Here is a 19,916-nt window from a genome sequence, read left to right as displayed (position 1 = left end):
CCTAGAACCCGCCGCCGCCGTCGAATCCGCCGCCCCCGCCGAAGTCGCCGCCACCGAAGCCGCCGCCGTCGCCGAAGTCGCCGGAGTTGAAGTCGGAGCCGGAGAAGTCGCCGCCGGAGAAGTCGTTGCCGCCGTACTCGGCCGCGTAGGCCGGGGTGGAGAGCATCGAGCCGAGGACGGTGCCCATGAGGAGGCCGGGGAGGATGCCGCCGCCGAAGTAGCCGCCGGCCCAGGGGCCGTAGGCCGGTCCCGCCTCCCAGTACGGGCGGCGCACGCCGTCCACGTCGACCGTGCGGGCCATCGGGTCCAGGCCGCCGTCGAGGCGGGCCGCGTCCGCGGCGCAGACCGGGACCTGGCGGGCGGTACCGCCGGCCGGGGTCCAGGTGCGGTCCTCGGCGGAAGGGCCGTGACGCGGGTCGAAGAAGCAGGGGGCGCGGCGCTCGGGCAGCGGCCGGGACTCGCGGCGGGCGGCCAGGACGGCGAGCGAGTAGCGGCCGTCCTCCAGGGCCTCGGTGACCGCGCGGACGTCATGGGGCCGGGCCGCGGAGGCCATCAGGGACTTCGCCTTGTCGTACGAGTCGAGGGAGCGTTCGTAGTCGCCGCGCATGACGTCGTCGGCGCCCGCTTCCGCGGGGTGGAAGTCGAGGCGTTCGAGTTCCTCGCCGAAGGCGGTGATGTCCTCGTCGACGACGACCCGGAGCTTGTCGAGCGCGGCGCGCTCCTCTGCCTCCTTGCGGAGCCGGTTGCGGCGGACGACCGCGTAGGCGCCCGCGCCTCCGGCGACGACCACGGCGCCGAGGGTCACCAGGCCGGCGACGGGGACGCCGTCGTCGGTGCCGACGGAGCCCCAGCTCGCGGGGGCGGAGCCACGCAGGGTGGGCAGGGCCTGGTCGACGAAGTTGTTGAGTTCGGTGGCCGCGTCGACCCCCGGCTGCTTCACGGAGGTGACCAGGTTCTGCACGGCCTGCCGGGACATGACCGCGCGGTCGGCGCCCGCGTCGAAGCCGGCACCGAGGCGGACCGCGTACAGGCCGGTGATTCCGGTCTGGGTCCGCAGGTTCTGGAGGAGGTTGTCCGGCGGGAACTGCGCGTTCGCGGGCAGGACCGCCACGAACAGCGGCTTGTCCGCGTCCTTGATCTTCTGAGCGAGGGAGTCCGCCTGGGACTTCGACAGCTGGTCGGCGGCGCCCGGGTCGACGTACACCGGGCCCTGTTTCAGGGCGGCGGCCGCGTCGGACATCCCCGTGGCCCTGGCGCCCGCGGAGGGAGCCAGGACCAGGAGCAGCAGCAGTATCAGCCCGCCGAGGGCCGACAGTACGGAGAGCGGCCTGGTCCTCATGGTTCGACGCTACCTGAAGCACGACAAACAAGACATAGAGGGCCGCTCCCGGCATCGGGCGGGCTACTCGGCGGGGTCGATCCCGGCCCGCAGCACCCCGTACGTGAAGGCGTCCTCCAGGGCCTGCCAGGAGGCGGCGATGACGTTCTCGCCGACGCCGACCGTCGACCACTCGCCGTTGCCGTCGCTGGTGGTGATCAGGACGCGGGTCGTGGACTCGGTGCCGTGGCGGCCTTCCAGGATGCGGACCTTGTAGTCGACCAGCTCGAACTTGGCGAGCTGCGGGTAGATCCGCTCCAGGGCCAGGCGCATCGCGCGGTCGAGGGCGTTGACGGGGCCGTTGCCCTCGGCGGTGGCGACGATCCGCTCGCCCTTGGCCCAGAGCTTCACGGTGGCCTCGTTGGCATGGGTGCCGTCGGGGCGGTCCTCGACGATCGCCCGCCAGGACTCCGTACGGAAGTAGCGGCGGGCCCGGCCCTCGACCTCCTCGCGCAGGAGCAGCTCGAAGGAGGCGTCGGCGGCCTCGTACGTGTAGCCCTGGAGCTCGCGCTCCTTGACCCGCTCGACGACCCGGGCGATGAGGGCGCGGTCGTCGCCCAGGTCGACGCCGAGCTCCTTGCCCTTGAGCTCGATGGAGGCGCGGCCCGCCATGTCGGAGACCAGCATCCGCATGGTGTTGCCGACCAGCTCGGGGTCGATGTGCTGGTAGAGGTCGGGGTCGACCTTGATCGCGGAGGCGTGGAGCCCGGCCTTGTGCGCGAACGCGGAGACGCCGACGTACGGCTGGTGGGTGGAGGGGGTGAGGTTGACGACCTCGGCGATGGCGTGCGAGATGCGGGTCATCTCGGCGAGGGCGCCGTCGGGCAGCACCCTCTTGCCGTACTTCAGCTCCAGGGCCGCGACGACCGGGAAGAGGTTGGCGTTGCCGACCCGCTCGCCGTAGCCGTTGGCGGTGCACTGGACGTGGGTGGCGCCGGCGTCGACGGCGGCCAGGGTGTTGGCGACGGCGCAGCCGGTGTCGTCCTGGGCGTGGATGCCGAGGCGGGCGCCGGTGTCGGCGATGACGGTGGCGACGACGGCCTGGATCTGGGCGGGGAGCATGCCGCCGTTGGTGTCACAGAGGATGACGACATCGGCGCCGGCCTCGTGCGCGGCACGGACGACGGCCTTGGCGTAGTCGGGGTTGGCCTTGTAGCCGTCGAAGAAGTGCTCGCAGTCGACGAAGACGCGGCGGCCCTGGGAGACCAGGTGGGAGACGGTGTCCCGGACCATCTCCAAATTCTCGTCGAGCGTGGTGCGCAGGGCGAGTTCCACGTGCCGGTCGTGGGACTTGGCGACCAGTGTGACGACGGGCGCGCCGGAGTCGAGGAGAGCCTTGACCTGCGGGTCCTCGGCCGCGTTGCCGCCGGCCCTGCGGGTCGCGCCGAACGCGACGAGCTGCGCGTTCTTGAAGACGATCTCCTGCTGCGCGCGGGCGAAGAACTCCGTGTCGCGCGGGTTGGCTCCGGGCCAGCCGCCCTCGATGAAGCCCACACCGAACTCGTCGAGGTGCCGGGCGATGGTCAGCTTGTCCGCGACGGTGAGGTTGATGCCTTCACGCTGCGCCCCGTCGCGCAGCGTCGTGTCGAAGACATGGAAGCTGTCGTCGAGGCGCGAGCTCTCGGCGTTCTCCGTGGTCATGACTGTGATGGCTCCTGTCGGATGTGGCTCCGGAAGGTATGGATCCACTTGCCCCCATTCTCACGCGGCGTCCGCTTCCGGCGTGGGTGGGGCCGGAAAACGAAAAAACCCCTCGCGGGTGCGAGAGGTCTGCGCGCGGGTCTGGGGCACGGTGTCCACTGCCGCGGGGTTGTGCCGCGAATCAGTGGCCACTGCGGACCGGCGCGCTGCTGCCGATAATCATCGTGGTAGCAAGCACGCCGGAAGTCTGACACAGGTGGAAGATCAACGGGACGCCGGTCTCACGATACGGGCAGCTGGTCCCTCGTCTGCCCGGGCACGGTGGTGCCGTCCGTCCCGACCCGGCCCAGGTCGATGTCCCGGGTCTCCCGCATCACGAGGTAGACGACCAGCGAGACGGCCGCGCAGCCCGCCACGTACCAGTAGAAGCCCGACTCGATCCCGGCGTCCTTGAACCAGAGGGCCACGTACTCGGCGGTGCCGCCGAAGAGCGCGTTGGCGATGGCGTACGGCAGGGCGACGCCGAGGGCGCGGATGCCGGTCGGGAAGAGCTCGGCCTTCACGCAGGCGTTGATGGAGGTGTAGCCGGTGATGACGAGGAGGGCGAGGAGGGAGAGCCCGAGGGCCGGCCAGAAGGAGCCCGCGTGCTTGAGCATCGTCAGGATCGGCACGGTGAGGAGCGTGGAGCCGACCGCGAAGGTGATGAGGAGCGGGCGGCGGCCGATGCGGTCGGAGAGCCGGCCGGCCAGCGGCTGGAGGCAGGCGAAGACGATGAGAGCGCAGAAGGAGACCAGGGTCGCGGTCTGCTTGGGCAGGCCGGCCGAGTTGGAGAGGTACTTCGTGAGGTACGTGGTGTACGTGTAGTACGCCACGGTCCCGCCCATGGTGAGCGCGATGACGAGGAAGGCCTCGCGGCGGTGCGCCCACAGGGCCTTGAGGGTGCCCTTCTGGCTGCTCTCGACCCCGTCGTCGGCGGAGGTCTCGTACACCTCCGTCTCCAGCATGGTGCGGCGCAGATAGAAGACGACGGCCGCGCCGAGGGCGCCGATCACGAACGGGATGCGCCAGCCCCAGCTGTGCAGGGCCTCGGTGGACAGGGTGTGCTGGAGGATCAGCAGCAGGCCGAGGCCGAGGATCTGGCCGGCGGTCATCGACACGTACTGGAAGCTGGAGGCGAAGCCGCGGTGCTCCGGGGCCGAGGCCTCGGTGAGGTAGGTGGCGCTGGCGGCGTACTCCCCGCCGACGGAGAGCCCCTGGAGGAGGCGGGCGATCAGGAGGACGGCGGCGCCGCCGTATCCGGCGACGGAGTACGTGGGCGCGACGGCGATGAGGAGCGCGGAGGCGGACATCAGGGTGACGGTGAGCGTGAGGGCGGCTTTGCGGCCCTTGCGGTCACCGACCCGGCCGAGCAGCCAGCCGCCGACGGGCCGCATGAAGAAGCCGACGGCGAAGATGCCGGCGGTGTTCATGAGTTTGGCGGTGTCGTTGCCCTCGGGGAAGAACGCCCCCGCGAAGTAGGTGGCGAAGCTCGCGTACACGAACCAGTCGAACCACTCGACCATGTTGCCCGCGGAGCCGACCCAGATCTTCTTCCAGTGCTCTCGTCCCATGGGCAGGAACCGTGCCGGAGCCGCCCTTCGGTCAACAAGGGTGCAGCGGACAACGATCCTGTGTACTTACGTGCGTTACGGTCGCGGCAACAGGTCCTGCTCGATGAACTCCCGTACGTGCGAAAGGACTTGCTCGCGACCGGTACCCGGTACACCGACCGCGACGTGCACGCTGAAGCCGTCCAGGAGGGCCCTCGTACGGGTGGCGAACCGGTCCGGGTCGACCGGTCGGAACTCGCCGCGCGAGACCCCCTCGGCGAGGATCGCGACCAGGTCCCGGTGCCAGGCCCCCTCGATGGCGGCCTGGCGGGCACGGGCGTCGGCGTCGGCGTTCTGGGACCGGTTCCAGACCTCCAGCCACAGGGTCCAGTGCGGATCGCGCGGGCCGTCGGGCACGTACACGTCCACGTACCCGTCGAGCCGCTCGCGCGCGGTCCCCGGCCGGGACAGCAGCGCACTCCGCTCGGCGCCGAGCCGCCCCTCGCTCCACTCCAGGGTCTGGAGCAGCAGCTCGTCCTTGGTGCGGAAGTAGTAGAGCAGGTGCCCACTGCTCATCCCGACCTGCCGCCCGAGCCCGGCCATGGTCAGCCCGTCGAGCCCTCGCTCGGCGATGGTGTCCATGGCGGCGGCGAGCAGCTCCTCACGGGGAGGGGCGGCCTGGTTGCGCCGGCGGGGGTGGGAGGGGGTGGGATTGCTGCTCTGACTCACTCGTACGTTCTACAGGATGCGGCCGTCGGGCCCATCCGCGGAGGTGACGCGTGGGACGGCGCGACCCCCGGGTGGTAGGGATCCTGCCGTTCGCCGCGGAATGCCTGTCGAAGGGCTGGGTCATGGCTGGAGCAGGGTCGAGGACGCTCGTCGTCATGCTGACCGTCGCCTGCGCCCTGAGCCTGGGCGTCGCCGTCTCCCTGTTCGCGCTCGCGCCGAGCGGCGACCTCGGCGAGCCGCCGACGCCCCCGGTGCCCGCCACGAGCGAGAGCCCGTCATCGGAGGCCACCACGAGCGGGAGCCCGTCACCCGAGAGGACCTCGGGCGAGAGCGACACGAGCGAGAGCCTGTGGCCGGACACCCCGTCGAGCGCCCCGATGGCCGCCAGCGGGAGTGACCCCGTGCCCGCGGCGACGACCGCGAGCGCGGGCGAGACCTTTCTCCAGCCGGCCGGAGAAGAGACCGAGAATCCCTTCACCGAGAGCACCGCTCAGGAGGACAGGACCAGCGGGACGGATCTCGCGCTCGTCGCCGCCGCGTGCATCTCCGCCGTGGGAGGCGCGTGCAGCGGCGTCGCGGCGATCATGGTGGCGAGGCGCCGGCCCCCGTCGGACGAGTGATCCGAGGGGGCGGCCGGCTACACCGCCGGCTGCTGCTGCGTGATGCAGTGGATGCCGCCTCCACCCGCGAAGATCGTGCGCGCGTCGACCAGGACGACCTCGCGTTCCGGGAAGAGGCGGCGGAAGATCTCGGCCGCCAGTTCGTCGTGCGGGTCGTCGAAGGCGCAGAGGACCACGCCGTCGTTGCACAGGTAGTGGTTGATGTACGAGTAGTCGACCCACTCGCCCTCCTCGTCCTTGAGGACGGTCGGGGCGGGGATCTCGACGACCTCCAGGGGGCGGCCCTGGGCGTCGGTCTGGCCGCGCAGGATGTTCACGTACGTCCTGGAGCGCTCGTAGTCCGGGTGGGCCGGGTCCTGCTGGCTGTGGACGAGGACCGTGCCGGGGCGGGCGAAGGCGGCGACGATGTCGACGTGGCCCTGGGTGCCGTAGAGGCCGTAGTCGCCGGCGAGGCCGTGGGGGAGCCAGATCGCCTTCGTCGTGCCGAGCTTGGCGTGGATCTCGTGCTCGACCTGCTCACGGGTCCACTCGGGGTTGCGGCCGGCGCCGAGCTGGACGGTGTCGGTCAGCAGGACCGTGCCCTCGCCGTCGACGTGGATCGCGCCGCCCTCGTTGACGAGCGGGGAGGACAAGACCGGGACGCCGGCCGTGTCCGCGACATGGCGGGCGATCTTGGAGTCGTGCTCCCAGCGGGCCCAGTCCTGGCCGCCCCAGCCGTTGAACACCCAGTCCACGGCCGCCAGTCCGGTGCCGTCGGTGACGAAGGTCGGGCCGATGTCCCGCATCCAGGCGTCGTCGAGGTCCCGCTCGACCAGGTCGACGTCCTCCCCGAGGAGGGCGCGCACGGACTCGGCGTCGCCGGGGCCGTGCACCATCGTCACCGGCTCGAAGCGGCGTACGGCGCGGGCCACGGACGCCCAGGCCGTGCGGGCCTCGGCGAGCTCGTCCGCGTTGGTGAAGGTGGGGTTGGGGCTTGGCCAGGCCATCCAGGTGCGCTCGTGCGGCATCCACTCGGCGGGCATGCGGTAGGTCATGGTGACGGGTCCTAGAGGAACTAGAGGAAGTAGAGGCGGTTGAGCGAGACGGAGTCGGCCGCCTCGGAGCGGATCGGCGAGCCGTCGAGCGAGACGAGGCCGGTGTCGCCGTCGACCTGGACGTCTCCGGTACGGGAGTTGAGCCGCAGGTCGGCCGGACCGATGCCGCGTGTGCCGCGGACGGGGACGCGGCGGCGGCGGGTCGGCATCTTGTCGGCGCCGAGGTCGACGGCCGCCTGGGCGACGAACGCGACCGAGAGGTCGGCGGCCGTGGCGCCGTGCGCGCCGAACAGCGGTCCGAGGACGAGCGGTTCGCAGGTGTCGGTGGCGGCGTTCGGGTCGCCCACGACCCCCCACGCGGGGAAGCCGGACTTCAGCACCAGCTGCGGCTTGGCGCCGAAGAACTGCGGCTTCCACAGCACGATGTCGGCCAGCTTGCCGACCTCGATCGAGCCGATCTCGTGGGCGAGGCCGTGGGCGATCGCCGGGTTGATGGTGAGCTTGGCCAGGTAGCGGAGCACGCGCGCGTTGTCGTCGTGCGCGCCGTCGCCCTCCATGGGTCCGAGCTCGGCCTTCATCTTCCCGGCCATGGCGAAGGTCCGGCGTACGGTCTCGCCGGCCCTTCCCATCCCCTGCGCGTCGGAGGAGGTGATCCCGATCGCGCCGAGGTCGTGCAGGACGTCCTCCGCCCCCATGGTCCCGGCCCGGATCCGGTCACGTGCCATGGCGGCGTCACCGGGGAGGTCGGTCTTCAGGTCGTGGACGGAGACGATCATCCCGTAGTGCTCGGCGACGGCGTCACGGCCGAAGGGCAGGGTCGGGTTGGTGGAGGAGCCGATGACGTTCGGCACGCCCGCCATCTTCAGGACGTTGGGTACGTGCCCGCCGCCGCAGCCCTCGATGTGGAAGGCGTGGATCGTCCGGCCGTCCAGGACCCGCAGGGTGTCCTCGACCGAGAGGCATTCGTTGAGGCCGTCGCTGTGCAGGGCGACCTGGACGTCGTGCTCCTCCGCCACCCGGAGGGCGGTGTCGAGGGCCCGGGTGTGGGCGCCCATGTCCTCGTGGACCTTGAAGCCGGACGCACCGCCCTCGGCCAGCGCCTCGACCAGCGGCGCCGGGTCCGAGGACGAACCACGGGCCAGGAAGCCGATGTTGACCGGCCAGGCGTCGAACGCGTTGAACGCATGGCGCAGCGCCCACGGCGAGTTCACCCCGACGCCCCACACCGGGCCGAACTCCTGCCCGATGACCGTGGTGACACCGCTCGACAGCGACGCCTCCATGATCCGGGGCGAGAGCAGATGGACGTGGGTGTCGACGGCTCCGGCGGTGGCGATCATGCCCTCGCCGGAGACGATCGAGGTGCCGGTGCCGACGACGACGTCCACGCCGTCGAGGGTGTCGGGGTTCCCGGCCCGGCCGATCGCGTGGATGCGGCCCTCGCGGATGCCGATCGACACCTTGCGGATGCCGAGGACGGCATCGATGACCAGCACGTTGCTGATCACGACGTCACAGGTCTCACGGACGGCCGCCGCCTTCAGGTGCAGTCCGTCGCGGGCGGTCTTGCCGAAGCCGGCCAGGAACTCGTCGCCCGGCTGCTGCGAGTCCGACTCGACGCGGACGACGAGCCCGGAGTCGCCCAGGACGACACGGTCGCCGGCGCGGGGGCCGTGCACGGATGCGTACTCGTACGGGTCCATCAGTTGCCCTCCTCGTCGGACCGAACGCCGTCGGACCGAACGCCGTCGGACCGGTCGTCTCCGCTCTCGACTCCCAGGTAGCCGCAGGCCGCCGCTCGCCGCAGGGCCTCTTCCCTCGCTCCGGGCGCGTCGAGGGGTCCGTCGACCAGGCCCGCGAAGCCGATGGCCACGCGGGCGCCGCCGATCGGTACGAGCCCGACCTCCGCCTCGCCGCCCGGGTCGAAGCGGAAGGAGGCGCCGGCCGGGATGGCCAGCCGCATGCCGTAGGCGGCGGCGCGGTCGAAGTCGAGGCGCGGGTTGACCTCGAAGAAGTGGAAGTGGGAGGTGACGCTCACGGGGACGGTCGCCGTGTTCCGTACAGGGAGCGTGAGCGTCGGCTCGGACTCCGGGTGCCCGGGCCCGGGCAGCAGTGCGCCCGGCGCCGCCGCGCCGAGACCGCCTCCCCCGATCGGGGCGGAGACGACCGCGAGCCGCGAGCCGTCGTCGAAGACGGCCTCGACATGGACCTCGGTGACCACGTCGGCGACGCCGGGGAGGACGTCGTCGGGGCCGAGGACCGAGCGGGCGGCCTCGATCGCCTCGGCGAGTCGCTTGCCGTCGCGGGCGGCCTCGCAGACCGTGTCCGCGATGAGCGCGGTCGTCTCGGGGACATTGAGCCGCAGGCCCCGGGCCCGGCGGGCCCGGGCGAGCTCGGCGGCGCCGAAGAGCAGCAGCCGGTCGCGTTCCGTGGGAGTCAGTCGCACGTCCGAAACACCTCCTGTTTGAGCGACACTCTAAATGTTGAGACGCACTTCTCCAAGCATTGACGCGAGGCACTGCCGCAGGTCACATTGAGCGCCACTCTAAATCTCGCCGCTACCGCCCCCAGGAGGCCCCATGCCGATCGAACAGCGCGGAGTCGACACCGTCCCCGAGGCCGAACGCACCAGTGGCCCCCGGGATCTCGTCGCGATCCTGCTCGGGTCCAACCTCTGCCTGGGGGTGATCGTCTTCGGCTGGCTCCCGGTCTCCTTCGGCCTCGACCTCTGGGCCTCGGTGACCTCCGTCGTCACCGGCACCCTCGTCGGTGTCGCCGTCACCGCCCCGCTGGCCCTCGTGTCGCTCCGCACCGCCACCAACCTCTCCACCTCCTCCGGCGCCTTCTTCGGCGTACGGGGCCGGCTGGTGGGCTCGGTGGTCGGACTGCTGCTCTCGCTCGGATACACCGCGCTGACCCTCTGGATCGGCGGCGACGTCATGGTGGGCACGCTCGCCCGGCTGACCGGCCTGCCGACCGGCGGCGCCACGCACGCCGTCGTCTACGCGCTGCTCGCCGCCTGCACGGCGGTCGCCGCGGTGTACGGCTACCGGTTGCTGCTCAAGCTGAGCAAGGCGCTCGCCGTCGGCATGACCGTGCTCCTGGCCCTCGGACTCCTCGCGTACGCCGGGGACTTCACGACGGCGGCGGTGCCGGACACCCCGTATCTGCTCGGCTCGTTCTGGCCGACCTGGCTGCTCTCGGCGGTCGCGGCGGGCCTCAGCGGACCGGTCGCCTTCATCACCCTGCTCGGCGACTACACCCGGTACGTCTCGCCGCGGCGGCACAGCGCGAAGACCGTGTGGCGGGCCACCTGCCTGGGCCTGGTCGTCGGGCTGCTGATCCCCCAGCTCTTCGGTACGTTCACCGCCCTGGCGGCGCGCGGCGGCCTCGACTACGCCGGACCGCTCGTCGCCGCGTCCCCGGTCTGGTACCTCGTGCCGCTGCTGATCGCGGCCACCGCCGGCTCCGTCGGCAACGCCGGTCTGATGCTCTACTCGATGGGGCTCGACCTCGACGCGATCCTGCCGAAGGCCACCCGCGCGCGTGCCACCCTCGTGGTCGCGGCGGTCGCGACGGCCTTCGTCTTCCTCGGCCACTTCGCCTCGGACGCGCAGTCGGCGATGACCTCGTTCGTCCTGCTGCTCACCGCCATCGGCACGCCGTGGGCGGTGATCACCCTGATCGGCCACGTGCGCTGCGGAGGGTCGTACGACCCGGAGGCGCTCCAGGTCTACAACCGGCGCTCGCGCGGCGGGATCTACTGGTTCTCGGCGGGCTGGCACCCGCGTGCCACCGCCTCCTGGGCGATCGGCGCGGCGGTCGGCCTCGCCGGGGTGTCGACGCCGTTGTACGAGGGTCCGCTGCTGGCCCTGACCGGCGGCATCGACTGCAGCTTCGTGCTGTCGGGGCTCGTGGGCGGGGCGCTGTACGCGGTCCTGACGCCGAACAGGGCTCCCGGGACCGTGACGGCCCCGGAAGCCCTGGCGCAGGCGGAGTAGCGACCGGCCCGGCCCGGCTCACCCGGCCGGGCCGACCCGTACGACTAGCCCAGCTCGTGCATCCAGCCGTGGACGTCCTCGGCCTTGCCGGTCTGGACGGCGAGCAGCGCGTCGCGCAGCTTCATCGTGATCTCGCCGGGCCGGCCGCCCGACTGCTGCCACTCGCCCCGCTCGGACTTGACCGTGCCGACCGGGGTGATCACGGCGGCGGTGCCGCAGGCGAAGACCTCGGTCAGGGTGCCGTTCGCGCTGTCCGCCTGCCACTGGTCGATGGAGACGCGGCCCTCCTCCGGCTCCAGGCCGAGGTCCGCCGCGAGCTTGAGCAGCGAGTCACGGGTGATGCCGGCGAGCAGCGAACCGGTGAGGGTGGGGGTGATCAGCTTGTTCCCGTACACGAAGTACAGGTTCATGCCGCCGAGTTCCTCGACCCACTTGTGCTCCACGGCGTCGAGGTAGGCGACCTGGTCGCAGCCCTTCTGGGCCGCCTCGGCCTGCGCGAGCAGGGAGGCCGCGTAGTTGCCGCCGGTCTTGGCGTCGCCGACGCCGCCGGGGACGGCACGGACGCGGTTCTCCGAGAGCCAGATGGAGACGGGCTTCACGCCGCCGGGGAAGTACGGGCCGGCCGGGGAGGCGATGACGACGAAGAGGTACTCGTTGGCCGGGCGGACGCCCAGGCCGACCTCGGTCGCGATCATGAACGGCCGAAGGTAGAGCGAGGCCTCGCCACCGTGCTCCGGGACCCACGCCTTGTCGTGCTGGACGAGGACGTCACAGGCCTCGACGAAGGTCTCGACGGGCAGCTCGGGCATGGCGAGCCGGCGGGCGGAGGCCTGGAAGCGGCGGGCGTTGGCGTCGGGGCGGAAGCTGGCGACCGAGCCGTCGGGGCGGCGGTAGGCCTTCAGGCCCTCGAAGATCTCCTGCGCGTAGTGCAGGACGTTGGTGGCCGGGTCGAGGGCGAGCGGGCCGTACGGCACGAGCTGGGCGTCGTGCCAGCCGCGGCCCTCGGTCCACCGGATGGTGACCATGTGGTCGGTGAAGTGGCGGCCGAATCCCGGGTTGGCCAGGATCGCCTCGCGCTCCGCGGCGGACAGCGGGCTGGAGGAGGGCTTGAGCTCGATCGTGGGCGTCGTCATGAGTGCGTGTCCTTCACCGGTTGTGTGGGTAGGACCGCGCGCGCACGCCTGCTCTCGGAGACTGCTGTCCCTGACGAGGTGGACGTCCGAGCATGCCCGCATGCCGCGGCCCCACGTTCGATTATCGCTCGCGGGGACCGGTGCGGGAAACGGGTGAACGCGGTCCAGGTTCGATGGGGTGCACCCGGGGCCGCGCATGGGACAGCCGCCGGGCGCTGTGCGACCCGGCGGCTGCTGTCGATGTCAGTCGGCGCGGGTCAGCTCGCTACTCGCGCGGCGAGCGCGTCGCCGATCTCGTCCGTCGTGCGGACGCTGTCGCCGCGCTCGGTGAGGTCGGCGGCGACGGCCTCCTCGACCCGCACGGCCTCGGCCTCGTAGCCGAGGTGGCGCAGCAGGAGCGCGACGGAGAGGACCGTGGCCGTGGGGTCGGCCTTGGCCTGGCCCGCGATGTCCGGCGCGGAGCCGTGGACCGGCTCGAACATCGACGGGAACTCGCCGCTCGGGTTGATGTTGCCCGAGGCGGCGACGCCGATGCCCCCGGAGACGGCCGCGGCGAGGTCGGTGATGATGTCGCCGAAGAGGTTGTCGGTGACGATCACGTCGAAGCGGGCCGGGTCGGTGACGAGGAAGATCGTCGCGGCGTCGACGTGCAGGTAGTCGGTGGTGACCTCGGGGAACTCGGCCGCGACCTTGGTGAAGATGTTCGTCCACAGGTGGCCGGCGAAGGTCAGCACGTTGTTCTTGTGGACCAGCGTGAGCTTCTTGCGCGGGCGGGCCTGGGCGCGGGCGAAGGCGTCACGGACGACCCGCTCGACACCGAAGGCGGTGTTGACCGAGACCTCGGTGGCGACCTCGTGCGGGGTGCCCTTGCGGATGGTGCCGCCGTTGCCCGTGTACGGGCCCTCGGTGCCCTCGCGGACCACGACGAAGTCGATCTCGGGCTGCCCGGCGAGCGGGGTGGCCACGCCGGGGAGCAGCTTCGAGGGACGCAGGTTCACGTGGTGGTCGAAGGCGAAGCGGAGCTTCAGGAGGAAGCCGCGCTCCAGGACGCCGGAGGGCACCGACGGGTCGCCGATGGCGCCCAGCAGGATGGCGTCGTGCTTCTTGAGGGAGTCGAGGTCGGCGTCGGTGAGGGTCTCACCGGTGGCGTGGTAGCGCTTGGCGCCGAAGTCGTACTCCTCGGTCTCCAGCTTCACGTCCTGGGGAAGGACGGCCGCGAGGATCTTGAGGCCCTGGGCCACGACCTCCTGGCCGATGCCGTCGCCGGGAATGACTGCGAGATTGATGCTGTGAGACATGTCGGCACCCTACTCTTCGTCCCATCGTCTGACACGTCACGTCCATCATGTGGACGAAGCGCCATCCGGGTGAAGACGTGTCGGAGGCGGGTCAGTGGCCGGTGGAGCCGCCGTTGTCACGGCGGTCGAGGGCGCGCTGGAGGGCCGCGGCGGCGTTCTGGCGGGCCTCGTCGCTGGGACGGTTGGCGGAGTGGCGGACGCGGGGGGCGGTCTGAGTTGCCATGAGGGATCGACTCCTTGAGATCAGTGGTGATCCGAAGTGCGGAGATCAGTGATGATCGAAGGCGCCGGCAGGGGCGGGGAGCGTCGCCGCAGGGGTTGCCTGCACAGGGGCGTCGCGCTCTCGACCGCCATTCGCTGATGGAGCGAGACGTTCGGCTCCTACAAAGCTAGGACAGCTCTCCTCATCTGTCTCCACAATTACTCGGACTTCCTACTATCTGAGACGGCGATCAGCGCGCCTTCGCGCCCTCGCCACCCCGCAGTTCCCTGATGAGTGCCCGGACGGCGAGGGATCGCCCCAGCTCAGGAGTGGTGACATAGCCGACCGAGCGCGTCGGGCGGGCCGCGCCGAGATCGGTGATCGCCACCGAGGGCGATGCTCCGACAAGGGACAGTTCCGGCATCACGGCCATCCCGAAGCCACTGCTCACCATCGAGAGCACCGCCCTCGACGAGCTGTACGAGCTGGTCGTCCCGCACCTGCGCGACGGATCGCTGCCCCTGGACGTGACGGTCGTGGAGGGCTTCGAGCGGATCGTGAGCGCGTTCCTGGGGATGCTGCGCGGCGAGAACCTGGGGAAGATGCTGGTCGCGCGATGAGATCGGCTCACCTATCTAGTTTGCAGTCCTACCTAGCTGGTGCTCCAATACATCCATGGCCGCAGACCGCAGATCCAGCTGGCTCAAGGGAGTCCTCGACCTGCTCGTCCTCTCCCGCCTGACCGACGGGGAGAGCTACGGGTACGAGATCGCCAAGGCACTCGCCGAGGCGGGACTCGGCGAGATCAAGGGCGGGACGCTCTACCCCGTCCTGAACCGCCTGGAGGAAGCCGGTCTGGTGGAAGCCGAGTTCCGCGCCGCCGAACGCGGCCCCGGACGCCGCTACTACCGACTCACCGCGCAGGGGCGCGAGCACCTCGCCACCGAGAGCCGCGACTGGCTGCGCTTCCACCGCGCAGTCGAGACCACGCTCCACCCAGGGGGAAGCACCACATGACCACGGAATCCGACCGCTACTTCGGAGAGCTCACCGACGCGCTGCGCACCACGGGAGTGCCGGAGGAGCAGATCGCCGCCACCGTCGAGGACCTGCGCGGGCATCTCGCCGGGACCGGGACGCGTCCGGAGGAGGAGTTCGGGCCGGCCGCCGCCTTCGCCGCCCAGCTCGGCGGGCTCGCGCCGCTGCCGGGCGAGCCGGACGGGAAGGCGGAGAGCTGGACCTGGACGGCGGACCTCTTCAACGACCGCCGGATGCTCACCGTCCACGGCGACCAGGGCTGGGAGGTGGAGTCCCTGGACTCGCTCGGCCGGTTCGTCTGCCGCCGCTCCGCGACGGCGACACTGCGCTGGGAGTACCGCCGCGAGGTCATCGGCGCCCGGCGCCGCGTCAAGGTCCTGGCCGAGCTGGAGCCCGAGGGCTGGGAGCTGTGCGGCGAGTGGCTGGTGTACGGCTACTTCAAGCGGCCGCGCGCGGCGACGGCGGGACCGGCGGGGGCCCTGGAGGCCCGGCCCGCCGCCCCGCACCGGTGGCTGTTCCTGAGCCGCCGCGGCAAGGTGGCGCTCGCGGTGTGGGCCGTCATCGTCGGCGGCGCGATGGCGATGTGCTTCATCGGGACGCTCGGCATGGGCGGGCTCGCGATCACCGTCGCTCTGGCGTCGATGTTCTCCGCCCTGTTCACCTCGCACCTGGAGACGACCAAGGGGCGGGTGGACCAGGACCGCTCGAAGTCCTCCTGACCCTGCCCGCTCTCCCTCACATCACGTCGCCGTCCCGCCAGTCGAAGACGAGCGCGGCGGCCGGATCGGGCAGTGCCCGACCGGCCGCCCGGCGCAGCAGGACGTGCCCCTCCTCCTCCGCGAGGCGGACGATCCCCTCGGGCCCCATGGCTTCGAGGCGGCCTTCCCAGACGCGCCAGCCGCGTGCCCGGTAGAGCGCGGCCCCGGCGTCCGAGGCGCCGAGCGCCCCGAGGACGTACGCGCCGTCGATGACCCGCTCCAGCTCCTCCATCACGGCCCCGCCGAGCCCCTGGCGCCTGAGGTCGGCGCGGACGGCGACCCCTTCGACGTAACCGACGCGCAGGGAGCGGCCCCGGTGGAGGGCGCGGCGCATCACGACGGCGCCGTGGGCGGCGACGCCCCGCTCGTCCTCGACCCAGGCGTGGACACCGCCGAGGGTGTGGTCCCAGTCGTCGTCGGAGAAGTCGCCGTCGAAGGCGGTGTCGAGCAGCTCGCGTACGGAGTGGAGCCGGGCGGCCCCGAGTTCATGGGTGGGCGCGATCCTCACGGTCATGCGCCCAGGCTCCCACACCCAGTACTAACCTCTCATAATCCATTGACAGGTTAGCCAGCACCTGATTGAGTCATCTCATAACCAGTCACACGCACTTAAGGGGTTAGAGATGGCGACGACCGTGCTGCCGACGCACCACCGCACCGTCAAGGTCCGTGACCACGAGATCGCCTACCGTGAGGCGGGCCCGGCCGACGCCCCCGTACTCCTGCTGCTGCACGGCTTCCCCACCAGCTCGCACATGTTCCGCGACCTGATCCCGCTGCTCGCCGGGAACTACCGGCTGATCGCCCTGGACCACCTGGGCTTCGGCCGCAGCGCCGCCCCCTCGGCGGCCGACTTCGACTACACCTTCGCCGAACTGGCGGCGCTCACCGCCGAGTTCACCGAGGCCCTGGGCCTCGACCGGTTCGCCCTCTACATCCAGGACTACGGCTCCCCCATCGGCCTGCGCCTCGCCCTCGCCCACCCGGAGCGGATCACCGCGATCATCAGCCAGAACGGCAACGCGTACGAGGAGGGCCTCGGCGCCGAGGCCTGGGCACCGGTCCTCGCCCTGATCGAGGAGCGCACCCCCGAGACCGAGGAGCCGGTCCGCGCCATCCGCTCCCTCGACGGCATCCGCTGGCAGTACGAGACCGGCGTCCCGGCCGAGTACCGCGACCTGCTCAGCCCCGACGCCTGGCACCACGACGCCGGCCTCATGGCCCGCGAAGGGCAGGACGACATCCAGCTCGGCCTGATCGCCGACTACGGGTCCAACTTCGCCCTCTACCCGGCCTTCCAGGAGTACTTCCGCACCAGCCGGGTCCCGCTCCTCGCGGTCTGGGGCGAAGGCGACCAGGTCTTCGTCCCGGCGGGCGCCGAAGCCTTCCGCCGCGACCTCCCGGACGCCGAGATCCACCTCCTCCCCACGGGCCACTTCGCCCTGGAGACCCACGCGCCGCAGATCGCCTCGCTGATCGGCGACTTCCTCGCGCGGCACGTTCCGGTCAGGCCGTAGCCTTCTCCAGATCGCGGACGACGCGCTCCACCCAGTCGGTGAAATCCTCCCGACGGCCGGCCTCGCCCCCGCACAGGGCCGCGACCTGCGCGTCGGTGATCCGGTCGGGTCCCGTCGCCGTCAGCAGCCGGCCCAGCTCCTTCATCAGGGACGTCATCCGCAGCGCGTCGAGGTGCTCGACCGCGTCGGCCCCGTGCCCCGGCCGGATCGTCGTCGAACCAGGCATGTCGTGCCTCCTCACCGAAGCCCCCTCCCAGCAGCGTAAGCCCGCCGCATGAGAACCGCCCCCGTCCTCAGTTGGGGGACCGAGGAGGGGGGCGGTGTCAGGGGGCCTCCGTGTCAGAGGCGGGGGGCGTCAGCCCATGTGGGGGTAGCCGTACTCGGTCGGCGGAACCAGCGTCTCCTTGATGGCGCGGGTCAGCGTCCAGCGCATCAGGTTCTGCGGGGCACCGGCCTTGTCGTTCGTACCCGAGGCACGGCCGCCGCCGAAGGGCTGCTGGCCGACGACGGCGCCGGTCGACTTGTCGTTGATGTAGAAGTTGCCCGCGGCGAAGCGGAGCTTCTCCATCGTGTACGCGGCCGCCGCGCGGTCACCGGAGATGACCGCGCCGGTGAGGGCGTAGTCCGAGACCGACTCCATCTGGGTCAGCATCTCGTCGTACTTCTCGGCCGAGCTGTCGTCGTAAACGTGGATCGCGAGGATCGGACCGAAGTACTCGGCCTTGAAGACCTCGTTCTCCGGGTCGGTGCAGGCGATGACGGTCGGACGGACGAAGTAGCCCACCGAGTCGTCGTACGTGCCACCGGCGATGATCGTGCAGGTCGGGTCGGCCGCGGCACGGTCGATCGCGGCCTTGTTCTTGGCGAACGAGCGCTCGTCGATGACGGCGCCGATGAAGTTCGACAGATCGGTGACGTCACCCATGGTGATGCCGTCGACCTCGGCCGCGAACTCCTCCTTGAAGCCGTCGTTCCAGATGGAGGCCGGAACGTAGGCGCGCGAGGACGCGGAGCACTTCTGGCCCTGGAACTCGAAGGAGCCACGGGTCAGCGCGGTCTTCAGGATGGCGCGGTCGGCGCTGGGGTGCGCGACGACGAAGTCCTTGCCGCCGGTCTCGCCGACGATCCGCGGGTACGAGCGGTACTTCTCGATGTTGGTGCCGACCGTCTTCCACAGGTGCTGGAAGGTCTTGGTCGAACCGGTGAAGTGGATACCCGCCAGGTCGGGGTGGTTCAGGGCCACCTCGGAGACGGCGATGCCGTCGCCGGTCACCAGGTTGATGACACCCTTCGGCAGGCCGGCCTCCTCCAGGAGCTCCATGAGGAGCACGGCGGAGTGGGTCTGCGTCGGGGACGGCTTCCAGACCACCACGTTGCCCATCAGGGCGGGGGCGGTGGGCAGGTTGCCCGCGATGGCCGTGAAGTTGAACGGCGTGATCGCGTAGACGAAGCCCTCCAGCGGGCGGTGGTCCAGACGGTTCCACACACCCGGGGAGTTCGCCGGCGGCTGCTCGGCCAGGATCTGGCGGGCGTACGCCACGTTGAAGCGCCAGAAGTCGACGAGCTCGCACGGGGTGTCGATCTCGGCCTGCTGGGCGGTCTTCGACTGGCCGAGCATCGTGGACGCGGCCAGCGTCTCGCGCCACGGGCCGGCGAGCAGCTCGGCGGCGCGCAGGATGATCGCGGCACGGTCGTCGAAGGCCATCGCGCGCCAGGCCGGGGCCGCGGCCAGGGCCGCGTCGACGGCGTCCTGGGCGTCCTGCGTGGTGGCGCCGCGGAAGGTACCGATGACGGCCTTGTGGTTGTGCGGCTGGACGACCTTGAACTCCTCGCCGCCGCCGAGGCGCTTCACGCCACCGATGGTCATCGGCAGCTCGCGGGGGTTCTCGGACAGCTCCTTGAGCTTGGTCTCGAGGCGGGCGCGCTCGGGGGATCCGGGGGCGTAGCTGTGCACCGGCTCGTTGACCGGAGCGGGGACCTGGGTGACAGCGTCCATGGGTCGCGTGACTCCTTCTGAGGGGTGTGGGCTCAGCCCTTGGTGAGGATGGATCGGACGAAGAAGAGGAGGTTGGCCGGCTTCTCCGCCAGGCGGCGCATGAAGTAGCCGTACCAGTCGGTGCCGTAGGCGGTGTACACGCGCATGCGGTGTCCCTCCGCGGCGAGCCGGTGCTGCTCCTCGCTCCGGATGCCGTACAGCATCTGGAACTCGTACTCGTCCAGCTTGCGCCCCGCACGGCGGGCGAGCTCCTGGCCGACGGCGATGAGCCGCGGGTCGTGGGAGCCGATCATCGGGTAGCCCTCGCCGTCCATCAGGATCCTCATGATCCGGACGTACGCCTTGTCGATCTCGGGCTTGTCCTGGATGGCGACGGAGGCGGGCTCCTTGTAGGCGCCCTTCACGATCCGGACGCGGGAGCCGTTCGCGGCGAGGCGACGGGCGTCGTCCTCGGTGCGGAAGAGGTAGGCCTGGATGACACAGCCGGTCTGCGGGTGGGTCTTCCGCAGCTCCTCGTGGATGGCGAACATCGAGTCGAGGGTGGTGTGGTCCTCGGCGTCCAGGGTGACCGTGGTGCCGATCTCGGCGGCGGCCGCGACGACCGGACGGACGTTCGCGAGGGCCAGCTCGTGGCCGTTCTCCAGCGACTGGCCGAACATCGAGAGCTTCACGGACATCTCGGCGCGCTCGCCGAGGCCCAGCTCCTTGAGGCGGCCGATGAGCTCCAGGTAGGCGTCCCGGGCGGCGTACGACTGCTCGACGGTGGTGATGTCCTCACCGACGACGTCGAGGGTGACCTCCAGGCCGCGGTCGCTCAGCTCCTGGACGATCGGGACGACGTCGTCGACCGACTCACCGGCGATGAAGCGGGCGACGACCTGCTTGGTCCCGGGGGCGGCCGACACGAAACGGCGCATCTTGTCGCTGCGCGACGCGGCGAGGATCACGGGACCCAGCACGGGGACCTCCAGAAGGACAGGTG

Annotated in this window: 19 protein-coding genes and 2 pseudogenes; 6 read left to right on the top strand and 15 right to left on the bottom strand. The window is 71.0% G+C overall.

The genetic code is table 11. The annotated features are described in order from the left end of the window. Window position 1: 1 nt before the first annotated feature. The 4 genes from OG514_RS21180 to OG514_RS21165 all read right to left on the bottom strand — a co-directional run bounded on the left by OG514_RS21180 (window position 2) and on the right by OG514_RS21165 (window position 5,265). Window positions 2–1,339: a hypothetical protein gene (locus OG514_RS21180; protein ID WP_266897050.1), complete on the bottom strand. Its 1,338-nt coding sequence runs from the start codon at window positions 1,337–1,339 to the stop codon at window positions 2–4. 63 nt (window positions 1,340–1,402) lie between these two features. After that, window positions 1,403–3,019, bottom strand: a complete 1,617-nt coding sequence (gene cimA / locus OG514_RS21175) for a citramalate synthase (RefSeq protein WP_266897048.1) — start codon at window positions 3,017–3,019, stop codon at window positions 1,403–1,405. A 281-nt stretch (window positions 3,020–3,300) separates the two neighbouring features. Next, window positions 3,301–4,629, bottom strand: a complete 1,329-nt coding sequence (locus OG514_RS21170) for an MFS transporter (protein ID WP_266897046.1) — start codon at window positions 4,627–4,629, stop codon at window positions 3,301–3,303. Window positions 4,630–4,704: 75 nt separating this feature from the next. Then, window positions 4,705–5,265, bottom strand: a complete 561-nt coding sequence (locus OG514_RS21165; protein WP_266900911.1) for a TetR/AcrR family transcriptional regulator — start codon at window positions 5,263–5,265, stop codon at window positions 4,705–4,707. A gap of 194 nt (window positions 5,266–5,459) precedes the next feature. On the opposite strand from OG514_RS21165, the gene OG514_RS21160 reads away from it, so the two are divergent. Beyond that, entirely contained in the window at window positions 5,460–5,957 is a 498-nt protein-coding gene (locus OG514_RS21160) for a hypothetical protein (RefSeq protein WP_266897044.1), read from the top strand. A gap of 17 nt (window positions 5,958–5,974) precedes the next feature. Here the strand turns inward: OG514_RS21160 and OG514_RS21155 are convergent, their stop codons facing one another. The 3 genes from OG514_RS21155 to ureA are packed head-to-tail and all read right to left on the bottom strand — an operon-like array spanning window position 5,975 to window position 9,437. Further along, window positions 5,975–6,991: an agmatine/peptidylarginine deiminase gene (locus OG514_RS21155; protein WP_266897042.1), complete on the bottom strand. Its 1,017-nt coding sequence runs from the start codon at window positions 6,989–6,991 to the stop codon at window positions 5,975–5,977. A gap of 20 nt (window positions 6,992–7,011) precedes the next feature. Next, window positions 7,012–8,694: an urease subunit alpha gene (locus OG514_RS21150; protein ID WP_266897041.1), complete on the bottom strand. Its 1,683-nt coding sequence runs from the start codon at window positions 8,692–8,694 to the stop codon at window positions 7,012–7,014. Then, window positions 8,694–9,437, bottom strand: a complete 744-nt coding sequence (gene ureA / locus OG514_RS21145; protein ID WP_266897039.1) for an urease subunit gamma — start codon at window positions 9,435–9,437, stop codon at window positions 8,694–8,696. Before ureA ends, OG514_RS21150 begins: the two co-directional genes overlap by 1 nt. A 133-nt stretch (window positions 9,438–9,570) precedes the next feature. Between ureA and OG514_RS21140 the strand changes: the two genes are divergently transcribed. Further along, entirely contained in the window at window positions 9,571–10,992 is a 1,422-nt protein-coding gene (locus OG514_RS21140; RefSeq protein ID WP_266897037.1) for a cytosine permease, read from the top strand. 44 nt (window positions 10,993–11,036) lie between these two features. Here OG514_RS21140 and OG514_RS21135 read toward each other — a convergent pair whose 3' ends face one another. The 4 genes and pseudogenes from OG514_RS21135 to OG514_RS21120 form a co-directional block, all read right to left on the bottom strand. Continuing rightward, complete coding sequence (locus OG514_RS21135; RefSeq protein ID WP_266897035.1) at window positions 11,037–12,125, bottom strand: branched-chain amino acid aminotransferase; 1,089 nt, start codon at window positions 12,123–12,125, stop codon at window positions 11,037–11,039. Between the two features lie 257 nt (window positions 12,126–12,382). Continuing rightward, entirely contained in the window at window positions 12,383–13,423 is a 1,041-nt protein-coding gene (locus OG514_RS21130; RefSeq protein WP_266897033.1) for a 3-isopropylmalate dehydrogenase, read from the bottom strand. Window positions 13,424–13,514: 91 nt separating this feature from the next. After that, window positions 13,515–13,646 (bottom strand): hypothetical protein, encoded by a 132-nt coding sequence (locus OG514_RS21125; protein ID WP_266897031.1) that lies wholly within the window; start codon window positions 13,644–13,646, stop codon window positions 13,515–13,517. A 229-nt stretch (window positions 13,647–13,875) separates the two neighbouring features. Then, window positions 13,876–14,091, bottom strand: a pseudogene (locus OG514_RS21120) (LysR family transcriptional regulator); the annotation flags it as partial. Window positions 14,092–14,095: 4 nt separating this feature from the next. Here OG514_RS21120 and OG514_RS21115 point away from each other — a divergent pair. The 3 genes and pseudogenes from OG514_RS21115 to OG514_RS21105 all read left to right on the top strand — a co-directional run. Continuing rightward, window positions 14,096–14,245, top strand: a pseudogene (locus OG514_RS21115) (NADP-dependent oxidoreductase); the annotation flags it as partial. A 55-nt stretch (window positions 14,246–14,300) separates the two neighbouring features. Next, window positions 14,301–14,642: a PadR family transcriptional regulator gene (locus tag OG514_RS21110; RefSeq protein WP_266897029.1), complete on the top strand. Its 342-nt coding sequence runs from the start codon at window positions 14,301–14,303 to the stop codon at window positions 14,640–14,642. Continuing rightward, complete coding sequence (locus OG514_RS21105; protein ID WP_266897027.1) at window positions 14,639–15,382, top strand: hypothetical protein; 744 nt, start codon at window positions 14,639–14,641, stop codon at window positions 15,380–15,382. The genes OG514_RS21110 and OG514_RS21105 overlap by 4 nt, the downstream gene beginning before the upstream one ends. Before the next feature lie 16 nt (window positions 15,383–15,398). Here OG514_RS21105 and OG514_RS21100 read toward each other — a convergent pair whose 3' ends face one another. Further along, window positions 15,399–15,935 (bottom strand): GNAT family N-acetyltransferase, encoded by a 537-nt coding sequence (locus tag OG514_RS21100; RefSeq protein ID WP_266897025.1) that lies wholly within the window; start codon window positions 15,933–15,935, stop codon window positions 15,399–15,401. Window positions 15,936–16,044: 109 nt separating this feature from the next. Between OG514_RS21100 and OG514_RS21095 the strand changes: the two genes are divergently transcribed. After that, window positions 16,045–16,938, top strand: coding sequence for an alpha/beta fold hydrolase (locus tag OG514_RS21095; RefSeq protein WP_266897023.1), 894 nt, complete (start codon window positions 16,045–16,047; stop codon window positions 16,936–16,938). On the opposite strand, the gene OG514_RS21090 is transcribed toward OG514_RS21095, so the two are convergent. The 3 genes from OG514_RS21090 to OG514_RS21080 form a co-directional block, all read right to left on the bottom strand. After that, the gene (locus tag OG514_RS21090) at window positions 16,928–17,164 is read right to left on the bottom strand and encodes a hypothetical protein (RefSeq protein ID WP_266897021.1); all 237 of its coding nucleotides are present in this window, start codon (window positions 17,162–17,164) and stop codon (window positions 16,928–16,930) included. The two genes, OG514_RS21095 and OG514_RS21090, sit on opposite strands and share 11 nt — an antisense overlap. 129 nt (window positions 17,165–17,293) lie before the next feature. Next, window positions 17,294–18,934 (bottom strand): L-glutamate gamma-semialdehyde dehydrogenase, encoded by a 1,641-nt coding sequence (gene pruA / locus OG514_RS21085; protein WP_266897019.1) that lies wholly within the window; start codon window positions 18,932–18,934, stop codon window positions 17,294–17,296. A 32-nt stretch (window positions 18,935–18,966) separates the two neighbouring features. Further along, the gene (locus tag OG514_RS21080; RefSeq protein WP_266897017.1) at window positions 18,967–19,893 is read right to left on the bottom strand and encodes a proline dehydrogenase family protein; all 927 of its coding nucleotides are present in this window, start codon (window positions 19,891–19,893) and stop codon (window positions 18,967–18,969) included. Window positions 19,894–19,916: the final 23 nt, after the last annotated feature.

The organism is Streptomyces sp. NBC_00572 (assembly GCF_026341815.1).
GTDB lineage: Bacteria > Actinomycetota > Actinomycetes > Streptomycetales > Streptomycetaceae > Streptomyces.
This window is presented reverse-complemented; position numbering and strand designations above follow the sequence as displayed.